The sequence below is a fragment of the Cellulomonas sp. JZ18 genome, from assembly GCF_009720485.1.
Classification (GTDB): domain Bacteria; phylum Actinomycetota; class Actinomycetes; order Actinomycetales; family Cellulomonadaceae; genus Cellulomonas.
On record NZ_CP045245.1, the window covers coordinates 685,838 to 703,732 of the forward strand.

Consider the following 17,895-nt stretch of genomic DNA (forward strand, 5'->3'; position numbering starts at 1 on the left):
GGGCACGCGGCGAGCGGGGCGGGGGACCGCGGGTGCGCGTCCCCCGACGACCTCAGGCGCGCAGGTGCGCCGGGAGCGTGAGGACCTCGACGCCGTCCTCGGTGATCGCGACGGTGTGCTCGCTGTGCGCGGTGCGCGCGCCGGTCGCGCTGCGCAGCGTCCAGCCGTCCGCGTCGGTGACGAGCTCGTCGGTGTCCGCCATCACCCAGGGCTCGAGCGCGAGCAGCAGGCCGGGACGCAGCGTGTACCCGCGGCCGGGGCGGCCGGTGTTCGGCACGTGCGGGTCCTGGTGCATGGTCGAGCCGATGCCGTGGCCACCGAAGTCGGTGTTCACGGGGTAGCCGGCGCCCGTGAGCACCTGGCCGATGGCGTGCGACACGTCGCCGAGGCGGACGCCCGGGCCGGCGGCCTCGATCGCGGCGGCGAGGGCGCGCTCGGTCGCCTCGATGAGCGCGACGCTCTCGGCCGGGCGGGCGTCGCCCACCAGGAAGCTGATGGCGGAGTCCGCCGCGATGCCGTCCTTGAGCACGGCGAGGTCGAGCGTGAGCAGGTCGCCGTCGGCGAGGCGCTGGTCGCGGGGGCGCCCGTGCAGGACGGCGTCGTTCACCGAGGTGCAGACGTAGTGGCCGAACGGGCCGCGGCCGAACGACGGCGCGTAGTCGACGTAGCAGGACTGCGCGCCGGCCTTCTCGATGAGCTCGCGGGTCCAGCGGTCTATCTCGAGCAGGTTGGTGCCGACGGTCGTGCGCTCGCGGAGCGTCTGGAGGATGTCGGCGACGAGGGCGCCCGTGACCCGGGCGCGGTCGATCTCGCTCGGGCTCAGGATCTCGATCATGGGGGTGCGCTCCTCGTCGTGCTGCCGGGGTGGTGGCCGGGGGCGGGCGGCTCGGCCGGTAATACTATCCCGGTATTAGTATCGGTCCATGATGGTCCGGCTCCCGCTCACGCCCGCCGAGATCGACCGCGGGCGCCGCCTCGGCGCGCTCCTGCGCCGCGCTCGCGGGGAGCGGTCGGTCCTCACCGTCGCGCTCGACGCCGGCGTCTCGCCGGAGACCCTGCGCAAGATCGAGTCGGGCCGCGTCGCGACGCCGTCGTTCTCGACCGTCGCCGCGGTCGCCGGGGTGCTGGGGCTGTCGCTCGACGCGGTGTGGGCGGAGGTCGCCGAGGGCGCGCGGCGCAGCGCCCGCCCCGACGACCTGGTCGCCCAGCGCCGGGGCTGACGCGAGGCCCGCCGCCCCGGGACGGCTCAGGCGCCCTGCCGCACCACCGTGAACGGCGCCTTGCCCGACACGCGGCCCTCGATGCCCGCCGTGACGAACTCCTTCGCGCGGGTGACCGCGTCGCGGACCTCGCGCCCCTTCGCGAGCTCGGCGGCGATCGCGGCGGCGAGGGTGCAGCCGGCACCGGCCACGCGCTCGTTCCCCACCTTCGGCGTCGCGAGCACCGTGACCTCGTCGCCGTCGAGCAGGACGTCGACCGCGTCGTCACCGGGCAGCTCGACCCCGCCCTTGGCGACCACGGCGCGCGGGCCGAGCGCCTGGATGCGGCGCGCCGCCTCGGTGAGCTGCTCGACCGTCTCGATGGTGTCCATGCCGGAGAGCGTCTTCGTCTCGAACAGGTTCGGGGTGACGACGGTCGCGAGCGGCAGGACCTGCTCGCGCAGCGCGGTGTCCGTGTCGAGGGCGGCACCGGGCTCCTGGCCCTTGCAGATGAGGACCGGGTCGAGCACGACGTGCCGCCACGGCTGGCGGCGCAGCCCCTCGGCGACGACGTCGATCGTCGCCGGCGTGCCGAGCATGCCGATCTTCACCACGTCGAGCTCGTAGGCGGTCGTCGCCGCCTCCATCTGCTGCGCGATGATCTCGGCCGGCACGGGGAAGAAGCGGTGGTTCCAGTCGTCCGCCGGGTCGAACGACACGATGCACGTCATCGTGCCGAGGCCGAAGGCGCCGAGCTCCTGGAACGTGCGCAGGTCCGCCTGGATGCCGGCGCCGCCGGTCGCTTCCGATCCGGCGATCACGTACGCGAGGTCGACCACGGGAGTGCTCCTGTCGATGTGGTTCGTGGGGGTCTGCACGACAGCCTCGCACGGTCGGCGGGGATGATCGGCTGCGGGTGCCCCTTCCCGCGCGGCGACGAACCTGCGCGGCGCCCGACGACGGGCGCGGCGTGAGGATCACTGCTTGGTCATCATCGCGATCCCACCGGTCGCGAGGACGAACACGTCCACCATCGCGGAGCGGACGGCCGGACCGGCGTCGGCGCGGGGAAGCCGCTGGACGTCGTGCGGGTCGACGTCCAGCGTCGCCACACCGCCCGCGACGTCGTCGCCCAGGACCCCGAACAGCAGGAGGCACCGGACGACGGCGCTGCCGTCCGCCGTGCGCTGCCGCTGGAACGTCTGCAGCAGGACGCGATCACCCGCGACCTGCGCGCGCAACGCGTCCACCGACGACCACCGGGTCGCCAGGCCCCGCCGCTCGGCCGACTCCTGCAGACGGACCAGGGTCTCGACGTCGATGCGGCAGACGCGGAAGTCGACGTCGGTCGCGCGGATCAGGCCCGTTCCTCCTGCCTGCGTCGGCGTGGGACGCAGGGTGCCGTGCGCCGTGTCGGGGACCTCTCCGACGACCGCCCGCAGCGCAGCGATGTGGCGGGGGCTCCTCAGCGCCAGCCGGGATGCCATCCACCGCCGGCCTGACCCGCTCGTCGCGGACCACCGCCACCGCAGGGCGGCGCGAGCGGCGTGTCCCCGGCGCACCGCACCCATCCGGAGGACGTTCGCGAAGCCGTGGGTCACGTCGGCGAGCAGGTGCATGCGTGCGAGGGCGTCCACGTCCGACGGCGAGTTCGGGTCCAGGCGCTCGTCCTCGACGTACACCTGGCCCGTGTCCGCCATCCACCGGATCTCGACCGACGCACACTCGGTGAGGACGGCGACCACGTCGAGGGGTCCTACCCGGCGGCGACACATCAGCCTGCTCCTTCTCTCGCTTCGGACGCCGCGGGGCGTCACCGACCGGGGTGCGACGACCTGGGGACGGGGATGAGCTCGACTCACCGCCCGGACGTTCCCGGACCGCGAAGTCGCCGAGCGATCTCCCGGTCAACGAGGAGCAGGCTCCCGCGCACCGGAGCCCGTGACTCGTCCAGTACGACGACGGTGACCGAGGTCCCCGGCTGTAAGGACGCATCTCCCGCCTTGGCTACTTCACGAGATCTCCCGAGGGATCCTCAATGCGGTAGAGATATGTCGTCGCGGTGCTGTCGAGTGAGTTCCCGTGGCCGGAGGACCGGGGCTGAGCCGGCGGCTTGGCCGGATCGCGCACGAAGCGCCCGGTCTCCGGGTCCCGAAGGCTACCGTTGGCTCCTCCGACTGGGCAGGCGTTCGCCGTCTGCGCTCCGCCGATGGCGTTTCGGATGTCGTCGTTGTGGGTGACGACGTCGGTGCCGTCGGTGGTGGTGACGGTGTAGGTGTGGTCGGTGTCGACGGTGAGGTTGTGGACCGTCGCGGTCTGCGACCGCTGGGTGGTGGCGGCGAGGGTGACGGGGGTGCCGTCGGGGTCGACGAGCTGGTCGCCGGGGTTCAGGTCGCCGGCGGGGACCCAGTCGCCGTCGGCGGTGAGGAACAGGTGCCCTTCGGTGGCGGTGATCTTGGTGTCGGCGGGCGGTCCGCCGCCGCCGGAGCCGACGAGGGTGAGGTCGACGAGGTCCTTGGCGCCGTGGCCGGTGATGGTGGCCACGACCTGGCGGTGGGTGGTGGTGCCGTCGGCCGCGACCGCCAGGACGGTGTCGCCGACCTGGACGTCGGCGATCGCCCTGCTGGTGCCGGCGGTGAGCGTGGAAGCTTGGCGGCTCCTATGACGCACAAGCCGGCAGGGCCGGGTCCGAGGCGGACTACTGGAGTTCTCGATCGCAGAACACGCGTGCGGTCCTCCCGCCTGCCGCTCTCTACTCGCCTCGGTTTAGCTTCCGCCCCGGCGCCCCGGCGCGCCTTAGGCGGGATAGTTGATCGTAGCAAATCGGGATAGGCCGCAGTGAATTGCGGCATCAGGATCACCTCACGCACGCGCGACCCTGTCCCTGCGACGCGTGCCGCGACGTCGCCGAGTTGCGCGGCCGTCACGCTCGTCGACGAGAGATCGACCACGACGCCTCCTCCAGGTACCTGGCTCCCCTTCTTCGCGATGGCGCTGATGATTGCACTCGGATTCCTGGTCGTCGGCGTGTACACATCCCACTGAACTCCGTCGACGAGCAGATCGCTCGTGCCGCTGCCTCGTGAGGCACCGGGGACGGGATCGCGAAGCACCACGTCCCGCCCGAGGGAGGCCATGTGCTCCGCCGCTCGCGTCTCGCTCGGAGAAGCGTTCCGAGCCGGCACCGACAACGTGCCGAGTCGCGGGCCTGCGACGACCTGCGGTGACCGCGGGCAGGACTCGCCCATCTTGCCGCGCAGGTTGTCGTTGTGGGTGACGACGTCGGTGCCGTCGGTGGTGGTGACGGTGTAGGTGTGGTCGGTGTCGACGGTGAGGTTGTGGACCGTCGCGGTCTGCGACCGGTGGGTGGTGGCGGCGAGGGTGACGGGGGTGCCGTCGGCGTCGAGGAGCTGGTCGCCGGGGTTCAGCTCCCCGGCGGGGACCCAGTCGCCGTCGGCGGTGAGGAACAGGGTGCCCGTCGGTGGCGGTGATCTTGGTGTCGGCGGGCGGTCCGCCGCCGCCGGAGCCGACGAGGGTGAGGTCGACGAGGTCCTTGGCGCCGTGGCCGGTGATGGTGGCCACGACCTGGCGGTGGGTGGTGGTGCCGTCGGCCGCGACCGCGAGGACGGTGTCGCCGACCTGCACGTCGGCGATCGCCTTGCTGGACCCGTGAGCACGAAAGTCGAGCGACTTCCGCAGTGCACAGGGGGGCGAGGCCGTGACCGATGCGGACTACCAGAATTCCACATTGCGGAACACCGTGCGGGCATCCCGCCTACCGGTCCCTACTCGCATCGGTTCGGGTTTCGCCCCGGCGCCCCTCAGTCGCGGTGATTCATCTTCTCCATGGGAGATCAGGGATGCAGCACCGTGGCTCGCGGCGGCCTCAGATGATGGGTCATCCTTCTTCGACGTGGGTTTCGATCGTGAGGCCACGCGCCACCAGCTTGTTTCCCTCATACAGATCGATGTTGGTGAGTCGGCGAGCCGCAGCCTCGTAGAGGCTGCCGAAGATCAATTCGATGCGGACGTTCTGCTCCTCGCCGAGGGCGATCTCCTTGCGTGCGTCGCGCGTGTGGACGATGCAGGACGTCTTGACTTCACCGAGATCCAACTGAGATCGAACACCGTCGGCCGGTGCCCGCAGCCGCCCTCCCTCCTCAGTGCGCAGGAAGCGGATCCTCGCGTCGAGGACCACAGGAGCAGGCGTCTCAGAAGACATGCTCGACCGCCCTCAGCGCGTTGTGGAAGATATCGCTCTGCGTGCCTGGCTGCACCGTGTACACGCCTCCGCGGAAGACCGAGACATCGATGCCGCGGAAGAAGTCCAACGACTTGAGTGGGTCCTTCGACACGGTAACCCGAAGAATGGCGACCAAGGACCCAGTCCCCGGCGATGAGCGTGCTGAAGAACTCTCGCTCGAGGCTTCGCCCATCGTGCGCAGTCGAGCACGGGACCTGGCTGATCGTTCGGTCTTCCCCGAGCAGCACGACTATGCGCTTTATTGTCTCCATCAGGGCCGTCGGATCACTCGCCCAGCGCGAACGGGCTGTCGAAGATGTCTCCGCCGTGCTCGAGGACGCGCAAAGAGGAGGCGACCACGAGGTTCCGACGACCCTCCGAGACGAGAACGAAGACCGTGCTCGATGCGCGATACTCCTCGCCCAGTGCTTCGAAGGCGTGCAGCACGTCCTTGTCCCCTGCGTCCTCTACGGCCACCCCTCGGAGTAGTCGAGGGCAGGAGACAAACTCCACGCCGTCGAAGAGAAGGTCCACGTTGACCGCATGGCTCGGGTTGCGAGGGCTCCTCACCAGCAGGCCGCCATGGCTGACTCGATACTTCCAGAGCTGGAAAGTCCGGTCTGGATAGATCGCGATCATGAGAAGGGACTCGGAACGCGCACGCCGTTCGAGCGCGGGCGACCGGACATGCGGACCTCCGTCCGTGCGCCGCATCGCTGCCCACGCACCGTCGCGGCCGCCCCCTGCAGCGGCCGAGCCGTGCGTCACCCAAGGGGGTCGCGGCGTCGGCTGACCAGCGCGGGATTGGATCGCGAGACGACCGCGGGCGGACCTGGACGGGTCGCCGGTTCGGGGACGGGCGCGGCCTGAGGGCGTGTCAGCGCAGGTGGTGCGGCGTGTCCGAGTTGCCCCGTTCTGCGCGGTCGTCGATTCCCACGTCGGTTCCCATGAGAGAACTCTCACCGCCTCCGGTCGCGTCGCGATGCCGGACGTGCTGGGTACGGTGCCCGCATGCGTACCGCGGGTGGCCTCGTGCTGGTGCCGGCCCTCGCGCTGCTGCTCGCGCTCGCGGGGTGCTCCGCGGCCCCCACGGCCTCGCCGGAGGCGACCGGCACGGCGGCGCCCGCGCCCGACGCGACGGCCGCCGTGACCGCTGCCCCGGACGGCGGGGTCGCACCGGCCCCGGACCCGAGGGCGCCCGGCGCCGAGCGCGTGCGCGCCGACGGTGCGGCCGTCCCCGGCGGGGACGGCGTCGTCGCCTGGGTGCTGCCCACGGACCCCGCGGCGGAGGTCGCGGTCGAGCCGCAGGGCGACGGGTCGGTGCGCGTCACCGTGCGGACCGCGCAGGCGGCCGTGACCGGCGCCTCGCTGGCGCCGGCGGAGGGCGTCACGGCGACCGTGCTGGAGGACGGGTCGGCCGTGCTGCGCCGTGGCGACGTCGTCGTCGGTGCGGTGGGCACCCCGGACGCCGCGCAGGCGCCCGCGCGGTGGTTCGAGGTCGAGGGGGTGCTCGTGCTGCGCGGGCGGCCCGCGGCCGTCGTGGAGGTGCTCGTCGGCACGTCGGCGCTCGCGTCGGCGACCTGGGGCGAGGCGGAGGGCGGACGGTCGCTGGCCGTCGTGCCCGCGGCGTGGGTGCGCGGCGGCTCGCTCGCCGCCCAGGAGGTGCTCGCCGCCCAGCTCGCCGTCGCGCAGCCCGAGGCGGCGACGGCGACGATGCAGGCGCAGCTCTGGTGCCACGCGCTCGGTGCCCCGGACAAGGACGCGTGGAACCTCGAGCCGTGGCGCCCCGAGGTCGGGACGGTCACGTTGCTCGCGACCCGCTGCAACCCCACCGACGACGACGTCTGACGGGCGACGTCCTACCGGGCCGGCGGGTGGTGCGTCAGCCCTCCTGCGCGGACCGCCGGCTCAGCACGAGCACCGTCCCGGCCACGACGGCCGCGAGGCCCAGCGCGAGGACGGGAACCGCCGACGTGCCGGTCGCGGACAGGGTGTCGGCCCGTGCGGGGACGTCCCAGTCGAGGGCGAACGACGCGTCGGTGCCCGCGTCCTCGTGGGCTGCGAGGACCTGGGCGGTCTCGCTCGGGGCGGGGGAGGGCGTAGCCGTGGGCGCAGCCGCGGCCACCTCGGCGACGGGTGCGGCCGGCGCGGGCGACGCCGGCGCCGGAGCGGGGGCCGGGACGACCGGGGCCGGTGCGGGGGCCGGGGCGCCCGCCGGCGGTGCGGGGGCGGGGACCGGCGCGGGCGCGGGGACCGGCTGGGCCGCGCGGCACACCGGCGCCTGGCCGCCCTCGCCGAAGTGCTCGTCGAAGCCCGCCACCTGGACCCAGTGCACGCACGCGTCGGCCGGCAGCCCGAGCCGGTCCCACGTCACGGCGGAGGCGCCCACCAGGTCGTGGTAGCGCGTGCCGGGCCCCTCCAGGTGCACGTTGCGGGCGCCGGCGCCGGCCGGGGACGTCCACAGCACGTTGAGGTGCGCGTGCTCGGTGAGGACGTGTCCCTCCGGCAGCTCGATGCCCGTGCCGGTGACGCGGTACGGCGTCGGTGCGTCGGAGCCCGCAGCGGCGCCGGTGGCGGTGAGGGTGACGACGGCGACGGACGCGGCGAGTGCCAGCGCGGCGGTGCGGGGGTGCATCGGGGTGCCTCGGTTCGGACGCGGGCGGGCGGTGGGGGCCCCGCGGCCCGGCGGCGGGCGGACCTGCGGCGGATCGGGGGCGTCGCGGCGGCGTACCGTGCGACCGGCGGCAGCGTAACGGGAGGGAACGCGCGAACGGGGCGAATCGTGCATGACGGTTCTCTCATGCAGAACCGCTGGTCAGCGACGTGCCGGCCCGTGCGGTCGTGTCGGACCCGCGCGCTAGCGTCCCTCGGGTGACAGGTGCGGTCAGGACGGTGACGGCGGACGAGCGGCGGGCGCGGCTCGGCCGCAGGCACGCGCTCGCCCCGGGGCACGGCGCCGCCGACCCGGTCGGTGCGGCGCGCGCGGTGGTCGCGCTGCACAGCACGGACCCGGCGTCGACCGTGCTGTCCGCGCTCGCCCGCACCCCCGGCGCGAGCCCGGCCGACGTCGAGCGCGCGCTCTACGAGGACCGCGACCTGGTGCGCGTCCTGGCGATGCGGCGCACGGTCTTCGCAGTGCCGCACGACCTCGCGGCAACGGCGCTGGCCGCGGCAGGCGACACCGTGGCGGTGCAGCAGCGCCGGCTCCTGCACCAGCTCGTCGTCGCCTCCGGGATCACGCAGGAGCCGGAGGCGTGGGTCGCCCGCGCCGAGCGCGCCCTGCTCGACGCGCTGGCCGCGGCCGGCCAGGCCACCGCGCCCGAGCTCGCCGCAGCCGACCCGTCGCTCGCGCAGCGGGTCGTCCTCGAGCCCGGCAGGACGTACGAGACCACGCAGAGCGTCGCGAGCCGCCTGCTCACCACGCTGTCCGCCGAGGGGCGCGTGCTGCGCGGCCGGCAGGTGGGGGGCTGGGCCGCGCCGCAGTTCCGGTGGACGACGCCGGCGCACTGGCGCGACCTCGGACCGGCGCCCACGACCGGGGACGCGGCAGCCCGGCTCGCGCGCCTGTGGCTGCACGCGTACGGGCCCGCCCGGCCCGCGGACCTGCAGTGGTGGGCCGGGTGGACCGTCGCCCGGACGAAGGCGGCGCTGGCCGCGCTCGACACCGTCGCCGTCGTCCTCGAGGACGGGGCGCCGGGTGTCCTGCTCGCCGAGGACGCGGACGAGGTCCCACCCGCGGACCCGTGGGTCGCGCTGCTGCCGGCCCTCGACCCGGCCGCGATGGGGTGGCGGCACCGCGACCCGTTCGTGGGGGAGCACCGCGAGCAGGTGTACGACCGCAACGGGAACGCCGGGCCGACCGTGTGGGTCGACGGGCGCGTCGTCGGGGGTGGGTGCAGCGCGCGGACGGCGAGGTGGCCGTGGAGCTCTTCGAGGACGTGGGGCGTGCGGCGGCCGACGCCGTCGCGGAGCGCGCCGCCGCGCTGACGGCCCAGCTCGCCGACGTCCGGCTGACGGCACGCGCCCGCGGCTGGACGCCGGTCGAGCAGCGCCTGCGCGCCTGACCGGCGAACGCCGCACCCCGCGTGGCGGGCACGGGCGACGGGCCGTGCCGTGGACGCCGCCCGTGCCACGCGTGCGCGCACGAATCGATTCGGGCGACGTCCCGGGGCCCGTCGCCCTGGCGGGGGAGGCCCCCGCGGCGCACCCTCGACTCCCGACGCGGCGACCGCCGTGCGTCCCCGCGCCGGAGCGGGGCGCGGCGCCGCGCGCTCACCATCGAGGAGATGCATGTCCCAGCGCACCAGGGCGTTCGCCCTGCTGGCCGCGGCCCTGCTCGCGACGACGGGGATCGGCGCGACCGCCGCGCCGTCCGCGCAGGCGGCGGCCGGCTGCAGGGTCGACTACGCCGTCACGAACCAGTGGCAGGGCGGCTTCGGCGCCAACGTCACGGTGACGAACCTCGGCGACCCGCTGAACGGCTGGACCGTCGGCTGGACCTTCGCGTCCGGCCAGCGGATCACGCAGGCGTGGAACGGGACCGCGACCCAGTCGGGCGGCACGGTGACCGTGCGCGACGCGGGCTGGAACGGGTCGGTCCGCACCGGCGGCACCGCGAGCTTCGGCTTCAACGGGTCGTGGAGCGGCTCCAACCCCGCCCCCACCCAGTTCACGGTCAACGGCGTCGCGTGCACGGGCTCGGTCACGACGACGCCCACGCCGACGCCCACCCGCACGCCCACCCCCACCCCGACGACGACGCCCCCGCCGCCCACCGGGACCACCCCGGTCGCGGTGAACGGCCAGCTCCGGGTCTGCGGCGTGAACCTCTGCAACCAGTACGGCAAGCCGATCCAGCTGCGCGGCATCAGCTCCCACGGCCTGCAGTGGTTCCCGGGCTGCTACAACGCGACGTCGCTCGACGTGCTCGCGAACGACTGGAAGGCGGACGTCTTCCGCATCGCGATGTACGTCAACGAGAACGGCTACGTCACCGACCCGCCGGGCTTCACGGCACGCGTGAACTCCCTGGTGGACGAGGCCGAGAAGCGCGGCATGTACGCGATCGTCGACTTCCACACGCTCACGCCGGGCGACCCGAACGTGAACCTCGAGAACGCGAAGACGTTCTTCCGCAACGTCGCCACGCGCAACGCGGCGAAGACGAACGTGATCTACGAGATCGCGAACGAGCCGAACGGCGTGACATGGGAGCAGATCCGCACCTACGCGAACCAGGTGATCCCGATCATCAAGGCCGCCGACCCCGACGCCGTCATCCTCGTCGGCACGCGCGGCTGGTCGTCGCTCGGCGTCTCCAACGGGTCGAGCTCGGCGGAGATCGTGGCGAACCCGCTGGCGTTCGACAACATCATGTACACCTTCCACTTCTACGCGGCGTCGCACCTGGACAACTACCGCGCCGAGGTGCGCAGCGCGGCGCAGCGGCTCCCGCTGTTCGTCTCCGAGTGGGGCACGACCAGCGCGACCGGCGGCGGCACCGTCGACCTCGCCAGCTCCACGGCGTGGCTCGACCTGCTCGACTCGCTGAAGATCAGCCACGTCAACTGGACGTACTCCGACGCGAACGAGAGCAGCGCGGCGTTCCGTCCGGGGACCTGCTCCGGCTCGAGCTACGGGACGTCGCAGCTGACGCAGTCGGGCCAGTTCGTCCGCAGCCGGATCGTGACGCCGGACAGCTTCCCGACGAGCTGACCGACGCGCCGACGCGCGGCCCCGCCGCACCGGCGCAGCGCCCGCACCGTCGCCCCGGCCGGCCCGTGCCGACCGGGGCGACGGCCAGGCCCACGAGGCGGGACGGTGCGGTCGGGGCCGCGGTGCGCGCCGGTACGCTGGGGGTGTCTGCCGACCCGCGGCGCGGGACTGGTGGGGCGGGCCCGCTGAGGGCGACCACCCCCGGTGCCCGGGCCCCCACCGAGGGAACCGATGACCACCGCACCTGTGCGCCCCGCCGACGCGCCCACCCCGCAGCACGCGTCCGACACGGTCGAGAACGCCGCCGCGACCCCCGACCAGGTCCAGCCGTACGCCGAGCTGGGCCTCAAGCAGGACGAGTACCAGCGCATCCGGGACATCCTCGGCCGGCGCCCCACCGCCGCCGAGCTCGCCATGTACTCCGTCATGTGGTCGGAGCACTGCTCGTACAAGTCGTCGAAGATCCACCTGCGCCAGTTCGGCGAGAAGACGACGCCGGCGATGAAGGAGCACCTGCTCGTCGGGATCGGCGAGAACGCGGGCGTCGTCGACATCGGCGACGGCTGGGCGGTCACGTTCAAGGTCGAGTCGCACAACCACCCGTCGTACGTCGAGCCCTACCAGGGCGCCGCGACGGGCGTCGGCGGCATCGTCCGCGACATCATCTCGATGGGTGCGCGCCCGGTCGCCGTGATGGACCAGCTGCGGTTCGGCGCGGTCGACCACCCGGACACGGCGCGCGTCGTGCACGGCGTCGTCTCGGGCGTCGGCGGCTACGGCAACAGCCTGGGGCTGCCGAACATCGGCGGCGAGCTCGTGTTCGACGCCTGCTACCAGGGCAACCCGCTCGTCAACGCGCTGTGCCTGGGCGTGCTGCGGCACGAGGACATCCACCTGGCCAACGCGTCGGGCGTGGGCAACAAGGTCGTCCTGTTCGGGGCGCGCACGGGCGGCGACGGAATCGGCGGGGCGTCCATCCTCGCGTCCGAGACCTTCGACGACACCAAGCCGAGCAAGCGCCCGAGCGTGCAGGTGGGCGACCCGTTCATGGAGAAGGTGCTCATCGAGTGCTGCCTGGAGCTCTACGCGGCGAAGGTCGTCGAGGGCATCCAGGACCTGGGTGCGGCCGGCATCTCGTGCGCGACGAGCGAGCTCGCGTCCAACGGTGACGGCGGCATGCACGTCGACCTCGAGAAGGTGCTGCTGCGCGACCCGACGCTGACGGCCGGCGAGATCCTCATGTCGGAGTCGCAGGAGCGCATGATGGCCGTCGTCCGGCCGGAGAAGCTCGACGAGTTCCTCGCGATCACGGCGAAGTGGGACGTCGAGACGGCGGTGATCGGCGAGGTCACCGGCACGGGCCGCCTCACGATCGACCACTTCGGCCAGCGGATCGTCGACGTCGACCCGCGGACGGTGGCGCACGAGGGACCGGTCTACGACCGCCCGTACGCGCGGCCGGCCTGGCAGGACGCGCTCGTCGCCGACTCGGTCAGCACGCCCGAGGGGCAGCAGCGCTACCCGCGCCCCTCCACCGCGCAGGAGCTGCGGGCCACGGTCCTGCGCCTGCTCGGCTCGCCCAACCTCGCGTCGCCGGCGTGGGTGACGGACCAGTACGACCGCTTCGTGCAGGGCAACACCGCGCTCGCGCAGCCCGACGACGCGGGCGTGGTCCGCGTCGACGAGACGACGGGCCTCGGTGTCGCGCTCGCGACCGACGCGAACGGCCGCTTCGGCAAGCTCGACCCGTACACGGGCGCCCAGCTCGCGCTCGCGGAGGCGTACCGCAACGTCGCGACCTCCGGTGCGCGCCCCCTCGCCGTGACCGACTGCCTCAACTTCGGCAGCCCCGAGCACCCGGACTCCATGTGGCAGCTCGTCGAGGCGATCCGCGGCCTCGCCGACGCCTGCCAGACGCTCGAGGTGCCGGTCACCGGCGGCAACGTCTCGCTCTACAACGGCACCGGCGAGCCCGGCCAGGTCGACTCCTCGATCCACCCGACGCCGGTCGTCGGCGTGCTCGGCGTCCTCGACGACGTCGCCCACGCGGTCGCGTCCGGCTGGACGACGCCCGGCCAGGCCGTCTACCTGCTGGGCACCACGCGCGGCGAGCTCGACGGCTCGGCGTGGGCCGACGTCGTGCACGGCCACCTCGGCGGCACGCCGCCGCGGGTCGACCTCGACGCCGAGCGGCGCCTCGCGCAGGTGCTGGCCACCGCGGCCCGCGACGACCTCGTCGACGCGGCCCACGACCTCTCGGAGGGCGGCCTCGCGCAGGCGCTCGTGGAGTCGAGCCTGCGCTACGGCGTGGGCGTCCAGGTGGACCTCGACGGGCTGTGCGCGCGTGACGGCGTCACCCCGTTCGAGGCGCTGTTCTCCGAGTCGACGGCGCGTGCGATCGTCGCCGTGCCGCGCTCGGAGGAGGTCCGGTTCGCGGACCTGTGCACGGCCCGCGGCGTCCCGGCGCTCCGCCTGGGGGAGACCGCGGAGACGTGCTCGCCGGGCGCCGGCGCCGGTGACGTCGACCCGGAGCACGCGCACGAGGCCGCCGTCGAGGTGGCCGGGCTCTTCACGCTGCCCCTGTCCGAGGCCCGCGAGGTCTGGGAGGGCACGCTGCCGCGCCTGTTCGGCTGACGCCGCGCGCACGAGGGGCCGCCGGGGACGACCCGGCGGCCCCTCGTCGCGTCCGCGGCCGCGCCTCAGCGCGGGTGATGCGGTGGTCCACGCGCTCCAGGACCGGCCCCCCGCCGGTCGCCGCCGGCACGGCACCCTCTGCAGGCCGCCCGCCCTGCCCGGCACCGGATCGGCCGCCGGACGGGCGACACCCGCCCGGGTGACCGACCGTGGACGTCCACGCACCGCCACCGGAGGGACCACCATGAAGACCACCCGCACCGTCGCGGCCGTCGTCGCCGCGTTCGCCGGCCTCGCGCTCGCCGCCTCGCCCGCAGCCGCCGCACCCAACGCGCAGGACCAGCAGTTCCTCGTCGCCGCCCACCAGGGCAACCTCGCGGAGATCGCGTCGGGCCAGGCCGCGCTCGCCGAGGCGACGACGCCCGGCGTGCGCGAGCTGGGGCAGCAGCTCATCACCGACCACCAGGCGCTCGACGCACAGCTCACCGCGGTCGCCCAGCAGCTCGGTGTCGCGCTGCCCGGCACGCCGACGCCCGAGCAGCAGGCGGCGCTCGCCGAGGTCCAGGCCGAGGACGGCCAGGACTTCGACACGGCCTGGCTGTACCTGCAGATCCAGTCCCACCGCCAGACGCTCGCCCTCGGCGAGCAGGAGCTCGCCGGCGGCGCCGAGCAGGCCGTCAAGGACCTCGCCACCGCCTCCGCACCCGTCGTGCAGCGGCACCTCGACCACGCGCTCGCGCTCGCGCGCGAGCTCGGGGTCGAGTCCGTCCCGGCCGGCACCGGGGGCCAGGCCGCCGCGTCGGAGCGCCCGCTCGGCCTCGCGCTGTCCCTCGCGGGCGGGCTGCTCCTCGCCTCGGCCGCGGCCGTGCTCGTCCGTTCCCGCCGCACGGCCGGGGCGACGCACCGGCGGTGACCACGGCACCGCGGCGCCCGGCGCGGCGGCTCGCCCTCGGGGCGGTCGTCGCGCTGGGTGCCGTCTGCCTGACGGCCGGCGTGCGGCTCGCGACCGCACCGCCGCGCCTCGAGGTCGCCGTCGCGACGCTCGCCGGCACGTCCGCGCCGCACCCGGTGGCATCGGCCGACGGGACCCCGGCACCGGCCCCGGCGGCCGTGCCGACCCCCGTCGCCCCGGCGGCCGTGCCGCCCCCGCCGCCCCGGCGGCCGCGCCGCCCGCCGCGCCCGCACCGGCCCCCGACCGGCTCCGGCTCGCCGACGTCGCCGTCGACGTCGCTGTCGTGCCTGTCGGCGTGGGACGGGGAGGCGCGCTCGAGCTCCCCGACGCCCCCGACGCCGTCGGCTGGTGGCTCGCCGGTGCCGTGCCCGGGGCGTCCGCCGGCACGCTCGTGCTCGCCGGCCACGTCGACACCGTCACCGGCCCCGGGGTCATGGCGGACGTCCTCGACGCACCGCTCGGCGCGGTCGTCGAGGTCGGCGACGGACGCGGCGGAGCGGTCGCCTACCGGCTCGTCGAGCGCCGCGTCCTGCCGAAGTCCGCCCCGCTGCCCGACGAGCTGTTCGCCGCCGCCGGCCCGCACCGGCTCGTCCTCGTCACGTGCGGCGGCGCGTTCGACCGCCGCACGCGGCACTACAGCGAGAACGTCGTGCTGCTCGCCGACCCCGTCGCCTGACCCGGTCCCGGACCCGGGCTCGGGGCCGCGGTCCCCGGCACCCGGCGCGGTCGCGCGGCGGCGCCTAGAGTCGGCCCGTGCCCGGCCGTCCCGTCCGTCTCGCCGCCGCCCCGCCGACGCCGCCGAGGTGGCGGCCGGCCTCGACGCCCTGCGCGCGGAGGTCGGCGTGCCCACCGGGTGGCCCGCCGACGCGCTCGCGGAGGCCGAGCACGCGGCCCGCACCGGTGCCGCTCCCGGTGCCGACGCGCGCGCCGAGCTCGCGCACCGGGTCGACCGCACCGACCTGCCGTTCGTGACCGTGGACCCCGCGGGGTCCACGGACCTCGACCAGGCCGTGCACGTCCAGGCGCGCGGACGGGGGTGGCGCGTGCACTACGCGATCGCCGACGTCGCGTCCTTCGTGCGGCCCGGCGGTGCGCTCGACGCCGAGACCCACCGGCGCGGGTCCACCCTCTACGCCCCGGACGGACGCGTCCCGCTGCACCCCGAGGTCCTGTCCGAGGGGGCCGCGAGCCTGCTGCCCGGCCAGGTGCGCCCCGCCGCGCTCTGGCGCATCGACCTCGACCCGGACGGCGAGCCCACCGACGTGCACGTGGAGCGGGCGCTCGTCCGCAGCCGGGCGCAGCTGACGTACGACGACGCGCAGCGTGCGCTCGACGCGGGCAGCGCGGACGACGTGCTCGCGGGCGTGCGCGCGGTCGGGCTGCTGCGCGAGGAGCGCGAGCGCGCACGTGGCGGCGTCTCGCTCGACGTGCCCGAGCAGGAGGTGGTCCGCGACGGCGCCGGCTGGGCGCTGCGCTTCCGGCGGACCCTGCCCGTGGAGGGCTGGAACGCCCAGGTGTCGCTGCTCACGGGGGCGGTCGCGGCGCGGATCATGCTGGACGCCGGGACCGGCGTCGTGCGGACGCTGCCGCCCGCGGCCGCGGACGACGTCGCCCGGCTGCGCCGGACCGCGCGGGTGCTGGACGTCCCCTGGGCGGACGACGAGCCGTACGCGACCGTGCTCGCCCGGGTCGACCCCGCCCGCCCGGCGCACGCGGCCTTCCTACACGAGGCGACGTCGCTGTTCCGCGGGGCGGCGTACGCGTCCTTCGGGGTGCGGACGGGGCGCCCGTGCCCGTCGGCGACGCGGCGGGGCACGCGGCGATCCGCCTGCCGTACGCGCACGTCACGGCGCCGCTGCGCCGGCTCGTCGACCGCTACGGCACCGAGGTCTGCCTGGCGGTCGTGGCCGGCCGCGCCGTGCCCGCGTGGGTGGGCGAGGCCCTGCCGGTGCTGCCGGAGGTCATGGCGACGACGGGGCGGCGCGCGGGCGCCTTCGACCGGGGCGCGCTCGACCTCGTCGAGGCCGCGGTGCTGGCCCCGGCCGTGGGACGCACGTTCCGCGGCGCCGTCGTCGACGTCGACGGGCGCGACGGCGGGCCGGGGCGCGGGCAGCTGCAGCTGCACGAGCCGGCGGTGCGCGCGCGGGTCACCGCACCGGGACCGCTGCCGCTCGGCGAGGTCGTGGACGCCCGCCTGGCGGAGGCGTCCGTGCCACACCGTCGGGTGGTGTTCACGCTCGACCGTCCGGTTCGTCCCGGATCGCACCTACCATCGCCCGCGTGAACCGAGCCCGTGGCCGCCGCACCGCCGCGTCCGCCGTCCTCGTCTCCCTCGTGGTGCTGGCCGCGGTCGTCGGCCTGGCGTGGCCGCGGATCCACGGGGTCCTGAGCGTCGGGACGGCGCTCGAGCGCACGCAGGAGCCGCGGCCGTGGTCGGCGGCGGTGGCCGCGCCCGTCCTGCCGTCCCCGACCGCCACCCCGACGCCGACCTTCGACCTCACGCGGCACTCCACGACGGACCCGGCGTCCCCGTGGGTCGTCGTCAACAAGCAGCACCCCCTGCCGGCGGAGCACGTGCCGCCGGACCTCGTCGAGGTCGAGGGCGTCCCCGTGCGCCAGGTCGCCGCGGCCGACGTCGCCGCGATGCTCGCGGCCGCGCGGGCGGAGGGCGTGGCGCTCGAGCTGCGCAGCGGCTACCGCTCCTACGCCGAGCAGGCGGCCGCGCGGGACGCCGTCGAGGCGCGCCGCGGCTTCGCGCACGCGGAGCGGTACAGCGCCCGGCCCGGTCACTCCGAGCACCAGACGGGTCTGGCGGTCGACGTCGACAGCGGGTCGACGCCCTCGTGCAACCTGCAGACGTGCTTCGCGACCACGCCCGAGGGCGTCTGGGTCGCGCAGCGGGCCGCCGAGTTCGGCCTCGTCGTGCGCTACACCGAGCAGAACACGGCCGTCACCGGCTACGCCCCCGAGGGGTGGCACCTGCGCTGGGTCGGCCGTGACCTCACGGCGTGGATGACGGCGAACGGGGTGACGTCGCTCGAGGAGGCGCTGGGCGTCACGGGGGGCCCGGAGTACGCGGGCGGCTGAGGCGCACCCGGCCCGGCTCGCGCGGGCCGCCCCGGTCCTCGCCGCGGGCTGCCCGGGCGTGCGCC

Annotated in this window: 17 protein-coding genes and 2 pseudogenes; 11 read left to right on the plus strand and 8 right to left on the minus strand. The window is 75.0% G+C overall.

Features of this window, described 5'->3' with window-relative positions:
• Positions 1-52: 52 nt before the first annotated feature.
• On the minus strand, positions 53-835 hold the full coding sequence (gene map, locus GC089_RS03105; protein ID WP_155376438.1) for a type I methionyl aminopeptidase: 783 nt from the start codon (positions 833-835) through the stop codon (positions 53-55).
• Between the two features lie 91 nt (positions 836-926).
• On the opposite strand from map, the gene GC089_RS03110 reads away from it, so the two are divergent.
• Complete coding sequence (locus GC089_RS03110; RefSeq protein WP_155378901.1) at positions 927-1,220, plus strand: helix-turn-helix domain-containing protein; 294 nt, start codon at positions 927-929, stop codon at positions 1,218-1,220.
• 26 nt (positions 1,221-1,246) lie between these two features.
• Here the strand turns inward: GC089_RS03110 and thiD are convergent, their stop codons facing one another.
• The 6 genes and pseudogenes from thiD to GC089_RS03140 form a co-directional block, all read right to left on the minus strand.
• A complete protein-coding gene (gene thiD, locus GC089_RS03115; protein ID WP_155378902.1) occupies positions 1,247-2,038 on the minus strand; it encodes a bifunctional hydroxymethylpyrimidine kinase/phosphomethylpyrimidine kinase in 792 nt (263 codons plus the stop codon).
• 138 nt (positions 2,039-2,176) lie between these two features.
• Positions 2,177-2,899, minus strand: a complete 723-nt coding sequence (locus GC089_RS18745; RefSeq protein WP_230685026.1) for a hypothetical protein — start codon at positions 2,897-2,899, stop codon at positions 2,177-2,179.
• A 307-nt stretch (positions 2,900-3,206) separates the two neighbouring features.
• Complete coding sequence (locus tag GC089_RS18750) at positions 3,207-3,869, minus strand: polymorphic toxin-type HINT domain-containing protein (RefSeq protein WP_230685027.1); 663 nt, start codon at positions 3,867-3,869, stop codon at positions 3,207-3,209.
• 221 nt (positions 3,870-4,090) lie between these two features.
• Positions 4,091-4,969 (minus strand): annotated as a pseudogene (locus tag GC089_RS19875) (polymorphic toxin-type HINT domain-containing protein); the annotation flags it as partial.
• Between the two features lie 128 nt (positions 4,970-5,097).
• A complete protein-coding gene (locus GC089_RS03135) occupies positions 5,098-5,397 on the minus strand; it encodes a hypothetical protein (RefSeq protein WP_155376441.1) in 300 nt (99 codons plus the stop codon).
• 330 nt (positions 5,398-5,727) lie between these two features.
• Positions 5,728-6,081: a hypothetical protein gene (locus GC089_RS03140; protein ID WP_155376442.1), complete on the minus strand. Its 354-nt coding sequence runs from the start codon at positions 6,079-6,081 to the stop codon at positions 5,728-5,730.
• A gap of 372 nt (positions 6,082-6,453) precedes the next feature.
• On the opposite strand from GC089_RS03140, the gene GC089_RS03145 reads away from it, so the two are divergent.
• Positions 6,454-7,290: a DUF2599 domain-containing protein gene (locus GC089_RS03145; RefSeq protein WP_155376443.1), complete on the plus strand. Its 837-nt coding sequence runs from the start codon at positions 6,454-6,456 to the stop codon at positions 7,288-7,290.
• A 34-nt stretch (positions 7,291-7,324) separates the two neighbouring features.
• Here GC089_RS03145 and GC089_RS18330 read toward each other — a convergent pair whose 3' ends face one another.
• A complete protein-coding gene (locus tag GC089_RS18330) occupies positions 7,325-8,077 on the minus strand; it encodes an LPXTG cell wall anchor domain-containing protein (RefSeq protein ID WP_196250802.1) in 753 nt (250 codons plus the stop codon).
• 236 nt (positions 8,078-8,313) lie between these two features.
• Between GC089_RS18330 and GC089_RS03155 the strand changes: the two genes are divergently transcribed.
• From GC089_RS03155 to GC089_RS03185, 9 genes and pseudogenes are all read left to right on the plus strand, one after another.
• Positions 8,314-9,429, plus strand: coding sequence for a winged helix DNA-binding domain-containing protein (locus GC089_RS03155; RefSeq protein ID WP_230685028.1), 1,116 nt, complete (start codon positions 8,314-8,316; stop codon positions 9,427-9,429).
• Positions 9,363-9,506: a hypothetical protein gene (locus GC089_RS18760; RefSeq protein WP_230685029.1), complete on the plus strand. Its 144-nt coding sequence runs from the start codon at positions 9,363-9,365 to the stop codon at positions 9,504-9,506. Before GC089_RS03155 ends, GC089_RS18760 begins: the two co-directional genes overlap by 67 nt.
• 226 nt (positions 9,507-9,732) lie before the next feature.
• A complete protein-coding gene (locus GC089_RS03160; protein WP_155376444.1) occupies positions 9,733-11,157 on the plus strand; it encodes a cellulase family glycosylhydrolase in 1,425 nt (474 codons plus the stop codon).
• Positions 11,158-11,388: 231 nt separating this feature from the next.
• The gene (purL, locus tag GC089_RS03165; RefSeq protein WP_155376445.1) at positions 11,389-13,791 is read left to right on the plus strand and encodes a phosphoribosylformylglycinamidine synthase subunit PurL; all 2,403 of its coding nucleotides are present in this window, start codon (positions 11,389-11,391) and stop codon (positions 13,789-13,791) included.
• Positions 13,792-14,035: 244 nt separating this feature from the next.
• Entirely contained in the window at positions 14,036-14,704 is a 669-nt protein-coding gene (locus tag GC089_RS03170; RefSeq protein WP_155376446.1) for a DUF4142 domain-containing protein, read from the plus strand.
• 160 nt (positions 14,705-14,864) lie between these two features.
• Positions 14,865-15,419: a class F sortase gene (locus tag GC089_RS03175; protein ID WP_370514101.1), complete on the plus strand. Its 555-nt coding sequence runs from the start codon at positions 14,865-14,867 to the stop codon at positions 15,417-15,419.
• Between the two features lie 298 nt (positions 15,420-15,717).
• Positions 15,718-16,305 (plus strand): annotated as a pseudogene (locus GC089_RS18765) (RNB domain-containing ribonuclease); the annotation flags it as partial.
• A gap of 227 nt (positions 16,306-16,532) precedes the next feature.
• A complete protein-coding gene (locus GC089_RS18770; protein WP_230685030.1) occupies positions 16,533-17,027 on the plus strand; it encodes a hypothetical protein in 495 nt (164 codons plus the stop codon).
• Entirely contained in the window at positions 17,024-17,830 is an 807-nt protein-coding gene (locus GC089_RS03185) for a D-alanyl-D-alanine carboxypeptidase family protein (protein ID WP_155376448.1), read from the plus strand. Before GC089_RS18770 ends, GC089_RS03185 begins: the two co-directional genes overlap by 4 nt.
• Positions 17,831-17,895: the final 65 nt, after the last annotated feature.